This window comes from Skermanella sp., assembly GCF_059503625.1.
Map to the genome: position 1 here is coordinate 1 of NZ_JCACHA010000158.1, position 3,661 is coordinate 3,661.

Consider the following 3,661-nt stretch of genomic DNA (forward strand, 5'->3'; position numbering starts at 1 on the left):
GGACGTCAAGGATATCCGGCCCTGGCTGGCGCAGGCCACGGTCGTCGTGGCGCCGTTCCGGACGCCCAATCCCCGGCCCGTGCTGGAGGCGATGGCCATGGCCCGGCCGGTCGTAGCGGCGCCCGACGCCCTTGGCGGCTATCTTGAGCAGATCGAGCGCGACCTGTGGCTGGCCGGAGAACCGGCGGATTTCGGCCATGCCGTCCTGGCGGCCCTGCATCCGCCGCTCGGGACTGCCGTGGGTCGCGCCGCCCGGGCACGGATCGTCTCCGGCCATTCGTGGGAAGCGGGACTGGCACGCCTGGACGCCGTCCTGGAGGGACGCGCCATACCGCGTGCGGAACGCGCGAGGCCGATCACCCTAGGGTGAATTCCGGGACGGCGGGCCGACCTTGGGGTGGTCCTTATAGTGCCAAGGGCTCAGCGGCATGTCGCCGCATTTTGCCGGTAAACCTGCCCTCGTTTCGGATAGGCGAAGCATCCCGAAATGAGCCATGCTATAGGCGCGTCAACGGGCGGATGCCCGGATCGGCAATGGGGCAGCGGGCGATCCTGCGGGAACGGCCGCCCGCCCGCGCGGCCGGCAACACCGACCGGATTAGTGTAGAGGAGGCTTTTGGTGCCAAACAAGCAGTTGCTTCACCTTGTTTTCGGCGGACAGTTGGTTCGCCCGGATTCGACCGAATTCGTCGATCCGAGCAAGCTTCACATCGTCGGTATCTTTCCGAGCTATGCGGAAGCCTACTCCGCCTGGCGCGGCGCTTCCGCGGCAACCATCGATGACGCGCATATGCGCTATTTCATCGTTCACATGCACCGCTTCCTCGATCCCCACGTCGAAACGCACGGACACTGACGGAACTGCCGGCCTCCCGCCGCGACTGGAAAGAAACATGCTTGTTTCGATCCATGGCTTACCATTAACCAATCCGCAAGACTTCTGCGAATAAGGTTAACGAGCCCTGGCTGAGGGTGAGGCAAGTGTTCCCGACTTATTGGGTGCGGACGCCGGTAACCTGGCGACGCACCCTTTCTTTTCTCCGCCGGAATCTTCCCGCCGAATGCCGCCTTTCAGGCTTTCAACGTTCAAGCCAGCCGCCGCTTCGGGAAAAGGCATATGATCGATTGCAGATGGTTTAAGATAGCGGATGTGAGATAATGAGAAACCGTAATCGCGAATCATAGAGCCTGCGTCGTGCAGAAGTTGTCTATACCGAAGAAGATCGCAGCAATTAGTTGGTTAACCGGATAGCGGATATGCCTGAACAGGATAATGACGCTGACATTCTTCAAGGCATTCAAGACGGAGAGTTGGAAGATTTTCTGACTTGGCGCGCGCGCGTGCGTGGAGCCAATATTTCAGAAAAGACATTGCTCGCCACCGACTATCTCAACCACTTCAACGAAATCGTGATGCTGATCGAGATGGTGCCGGATATGCCCGACATGATCGAGGATTGCCGTCTCTGGCGCCCCAAGTCCTATCAGCAGCATTTCCGCGACAGCGGTTTCTCCGAAAAGGAATTGGCGATCGAAGCCTACGATCATGTCCCCAACAAATTCCGCACGCCTTTCGAAGCGACCATAGCGCAGATGGATGCCGTCATTCTCTTTACGCTCGGCCGCATGGAAGCGGCCCATGGTGCCGGCGACGACCAGCGGCTGAAATTCGATTGCGCGACATCGGTCGAGATGCTGCACAAGATCATGCAGGTCGCAAACGGGATCATCCATGGAACAACCCATGTGATGCAGCAGGGCGAGATCGACGATTATATGGGCGTATAGTTATGAAGCCCGATAATGATTGCTGTGCTAATTGTTTGTGACAGCAATTACATAATTTTTCCGTCTCAAGCGAGCTATTGTTGTTACGAGTAGCGGCATGGTAATACCAACCATGTCCCCGCCGAACCAGCCGCACACCGCTTCGACCGGAGACCGCAACGACGGTCCCGGACACGCTTCGGACGCTCCGCTCGATACCTTCGCGCGCGACCGGTTGCCGGATGTCCGGCAATGGCCCGACCTTCTGTTCGGAAACTCCCGCTATCGCTTCCAGGGACCTTTGAACGTCTCGGTGGAACTGCTGGATGTCAATCTGGCACGGGGCAGGGGAGAGCATCCCTGTCTCATCGACTCCACTACCGGCCAGACGACGACCTATCGGCAATTGTCGGAGCAGGTCGCCAGGATAGCCCATGTGCTGACCCGGGACATGGGACTTCGCACCGGCAACCGGATCCTCATCAGGTCTCCCAACTCTCCCATGATGGTGGCGTGCTGGCTGGCGGTCGTGAGGGCGGGCGGCATCGTCGTGCCGACCATGCCGCTGCTCCGTGCCCGCGAACTGGGGCAGATCCGCGACCGGCTGGAGATCGGACTGGCGCTGTGCGACGACCGGCTGGTCTCCGAACTGGAAGCTGCCGGCTCGGGCGCCGGCAGATCCTTGCGGATCCTGACATTTTCCGACCTTGCCCGGCGCATGCGCGGGAAACCGGCCGATTTCACCCCTGCAAGGACCGACGCCGCCGATATCTGCCTGATCGCATTTACCTCCGGCACCACCGGCGTTCCCAAGGCAGCCGTCCATTTCCATCGGGACCTGATGGCCGTGACCGAGGGATTGCCGCGTTCGGTGCTCGATGCACGGCGGGAGGACGTGTTCTGCGCCGGATCGTCGCTCGCCTTCACCTACGGCCTGGGTGGAGCCATCCTGTTCCCTCTCCGGCTGGGCGCCACGAGCGTCCTGGTCGAGGCGCCGGCGCCCGAAGCGCTGCTGGACGCGCTGTCGGATCATTCGGTGACGATCTGCCTATCCATCCCGACCGCCTACCGGTCCATGACCCCCCTGGCCGCCAGCCGGGAGATGCCGAAGCTCCGGGCCTGTATTTCCGCGGCAGAAACACTGCCGGCGCGGGTCATCGACGACTGGCAGTCGATCACCGGCTTGCCGATCGTCGACACCATCGGGTCGACCGAAATGCTGCATACCTTCATCGCCAACCCGCCGGACGCCCTGCGCCCCGGCGCTACCGGCAAGCCCTTGCCGGGGTACGACGCGATCGTGGTCGATGACGAGTTCCGCCCGGTGCCTGCGGGCGAAGTCGGACGGCTTGCGGTCCGCGGCCCGGTCGGCTGCCGCTACCTGGACGACCCGCGGCAGGCCCAATACGTCCAGAACGGCTGGAACGTGACCGGCGACGCCTTCCTTGTCGATGAGGACGGCTATTTCTGGTACCGGGGACGTACCGACGACATGATCGTGTCCGCCGGCTACAACATTTCCGGCATAGAAATCGAGACCGTCCTGCTGGAACACGCCGCCGTCCGGGAATGCGCCGTGGTCGCGTCGCCCGACGACAGGCGCGGCATGATCCCAAAGGCGTTCGTGGTCCCGCGGGAGCCGCTGCGGTTCGGTTCCAACCTGGTAGGCGAGTTGCAGGAATTCGTGAAAAAGCAGATCGCGCCTTATAAATATCCCCGCCAGGTAGAATTTCTCGACGCCTTGCCGCGCACTGAAACCGGTAAAATTCAGCGTTTCAAGCTGAGGGAAATGGAAATCGAACGGGTTGCGGCGGCAAAAACCGAAACATAATTTTCGGTTGTCATCGCAACGTGTCTCCGGATTGGTAACTTCCCGTCAAGAATGGATGGGTTA

Annotated in this window: 4 protein-coding genes; all 4 read left to right on the forward strand. The window is 61.2% G+C overall.

Annotated features, from left to right (window positions below; genetic code table 11):
- Window positions 1-370: glycosyltransferase (locus AC5JJ6_RS04275; protein WP_496040858.1), on the forward strand; the 370-nt coding region annotated here is incomplete at its 5' end.
- A 249-nt stretch (window positions 371-619) separates the two neighbouring features.
- Window positions 620-856, forward strand: coding sequence for a DUF4170 domain-containing protein (locus AC5JJ6_RS04280; protein WP_044433682.1), 237 nt, complete (start codon window positions 620-622; stop codon window positions 854-856).
- Between the two features lie 401 nt (window positions 857-1,257).
- Window positions 1,258-1,788: a hypothetical protein gene (locus AC5JJ6_RS04285; protein ID WP_496040859.1), complete on the forward strand. Its 531-nt coding sequence runs from the start codon at window positions 1,258-1,260 to the stop codon at window positions 1,786-1,788.
- 112 nt (window positions 1,789-1,900) lie between these two features.
- A complete protein-coding gene (locus AC5JJ6_RS04290; RefSeq protein WP_496040860.1) occupies window positions 1,901-3,598 on the forward strand; it encodes an AMP-binding protein in 1,698 nt (565 codons plus the stop codon).
- Window positions 3,599-3,661 lie beyond the last annotated feature (63 nt).

Excerpts from the sequence above, each read along its gene's own strand:
- AC5JJ6_RS04285 (WP_496040859.1), top strand. The coding sequence starts at position 1,258 with ATGCCTGAACAGGATAATGACGCTGACATTCTTCAAGGCATTCAAGAC.
- AC5JJ6_RS04290 (WP_496040860.1), top strand. The coding sequence starts at position 1,901 with ATGTCCCCGCCGAACCAGCCGCACACCGCTTCGACCGGAGACCGCAAC.